Genomic DNA, 2,114 nt, shown 5'->3' with positions numbered 1-2,114 from the left:
TGCCAGACGTCTGCCTGATACACCCAGAAGCAGATAAGTGCCAAATTCCCTGCTGCGCCGGTTTGCCATAAACCGCACAATATATCCCACCAGCCATGCCATGATAAATACAATAAAAAATGCAGCGGCTCCGATCATACTTCCAATAAAAAGTCCGCCGTCCTCACAGAGCTTCAGAATATCCTCTGAAAACATCAGCGAATGAAAGGCAAACATCAAAGCAGATACGGCTGTCAGCGTGGCAATATAAATTCCGTAATCCCGGAAAGACCGGCTGGCATTTCTTCTGGTAAGTGTCCGGAAAATTTCTCCGTACTGTCTGGGAGATCCGTTTTTTTCCCGTCCCGCTTTTCCGGAACTCTTCCGCTGATTTTGCGGCTTTCTCTGTGTTCTTTTTCCTTCTGTCTTACTCACAGGCGCCTTCACCTCCTGTCAGCGACAGAACGTCCAGAATTTCATTGAGAAATTCTCTTCTGCTCTCCGCGCCTCTTACAAGCTCATGAAAAATCTCCCCGTCCTTTAAAAACAGAATGCGGCTGCAGTAGCTTGCAGAAAACGCATCATGGGTAACCATAAGGATAGTGGCTCCCATTTCATCATTCATGGCAGTAAAGGTTTCCAGAAGCATCTGTGCAGATCTGGAATCCAAAGCCCCTGTAGGCTCGTCTGCCAGTATCAGATCCGGACGATTGATCAGAGCTCTGGCGCAGGCGCATCTCTGCTTCTGTCCCCCGGAGACTTCATAGGGAAAACGATTCCGGAGTTCATAGATTCCCAGCCGTTTCATCACTGCCGATACCCGCTCCTCAATTTTTTTCCTGGAATTTGTGTGAAGAGCCATTGCAAGCACAATATTTTCTTTCAGAGTCAGCGTATCCAGAAGATTAAAATCCTGAAATACAAATCCAAGATGATCTTTTCTGAAATCTGCAAGCTTTTTGTCCGGAAGCTCCGTAATATCCATATCCCCATAATAAATATGGCCTGCCGTCACCTGGTCAATAGCTGCCAGAAGATTCAGAAGCGTAGTTTTTCCGGAGCCGGAGGCTCCCATGATCCCTACAAACTCTCCGTTCTGTACCTGAAAGCTGATACGGTTGACAGCCTTTGTAAGATTATTTTTATTCCCGTAATATTTTTCAATATCACATACCCGGATTTTTCCACTCATAAATCTTTTGTCCTTTCCTTTGATGCTGCCATTATATCAGAGCTGTCCGGCTGCTCCTATCGAAGTTACTTGCATAAATCTTACAGTTTTGTCAGATAAGTACTTTTTCCAAAGCAAAAGATCACTTTTGTATACTCTCCCTCTTCTGATTCTATTCTGATCCCAATATCCATTTTTTCACAAAGCTTTCTGCACAGATAAAGCCCCATTCCCGTGGATGCCATAAGACTGTTCTTATCCGCAGCCCGTCCGTTTGCTCCGGTAAATCCTTTCTCAAATACTCTTCCAATATCTCCGGGTGAAATTCCCACTCCATTATCCTCTACTACCAGCTCTTTTTTGTCTGCATCTTTCTTTATATAAATATGAATCCGGAAAATTTCCTTTTGAAAATCCATATATTTCACTGCGTTTGTAATAACCTGCTGCAGAATAAAGCTCATCCACTTTCCATCGCACAGAAGCAGGTTTCCTTCTGTTTCTACCTGCACTGCAGCCCGGTTTCCAATGAGAAGTCCTTTGTTTTTTGCCATAACCTCATAGATCACTTCTGTAATATCTGTTTCCGAAATCACAAAATCCTGATATACCTGCTCTGACCTGGCATAAAAAAGTACCTGCTCCACATAATTGTCAATCCGCTCCAGTTCTTCCATAAGACTGTTCTTTTTCTTTGGCTCTTCCTTCTGAACCATCAGCTCCAGAGCAGTGATGGGAAGCTTGATCTCATGGACCCAGCTTTCTATATACTCCCTGTAATCTTTCATTTCATCCTCTGTTTCATTGATTTTTTCAATCACTGATTTGTTGGATTTTCTTAAAATTTCCCAGTACTTTTTCCCTTCCAGATTATTCAGTGGGCTTTCCACTTCGCCGATCAGATAGGGCTTATCCAGCTCAGAAAGAGTCTGCAAAATACATTCAAAGGTCTTTTTTCTCTGAA

Annotated in this window: 2 protein-coding genes and 1 pseudogene; all 3 read right to left on the bottom strand. The window is 43.4% G+C overall.

What is annotated here, in order from left to right; genetic code table 11:
- Positions 1 to 414: pseudogene (locus QVP40_RS10120) on the bottom strand (hypothetical protein); the annotation flags it as partial.
- A complete protein-coding gene (locus QVP40_RS10115) occupies positions 407 to 1,171 on the bottom strand; it encodes an ABC transporter ATP-binding protein (protein WP_022068316.1) in 765 nt (254 codons plus the stop codon). The pseudogene QVP40_RS10120 and the gene QVP40_RS10115, both read right to left, overlap by 8 nt.
- A gap of 80 nt (positions 1,172 to 1,251) precedes the next feature.
- Positions 1,252 to 2,114, bottom strand: an 863-nt coding sequence (locus QVP40_RS10110; protein WP_288200471.1) for a sensor histidine kinase, incomplete at its 5' end; no start/stop codon positions are given.

This window comes from Blautia sp. CAG:257, from assembly GCF_000433815.1.
Classification (GTDB): domain Bacteria; phylum Bacillota; class Clostridia; order Lachnospirales; family Lachnospiraceae; genus Blautia_A; species Blautia_A caecimuris.
Note: the sequence above shows the minus strand (reverse complement) of the source record. Positions and strands in the feature narration are given on the sequence as shown.

Excerpts from the sequence above, each read along its gene's own strand:
- QVP40_RS10115 (WP_022068316.1), bottom strand. The coding sequence starts at position 1,171 with ATGAGTGGAAAAATCCGGGTATGTGATATTGAAAAATATTACGGGAAT.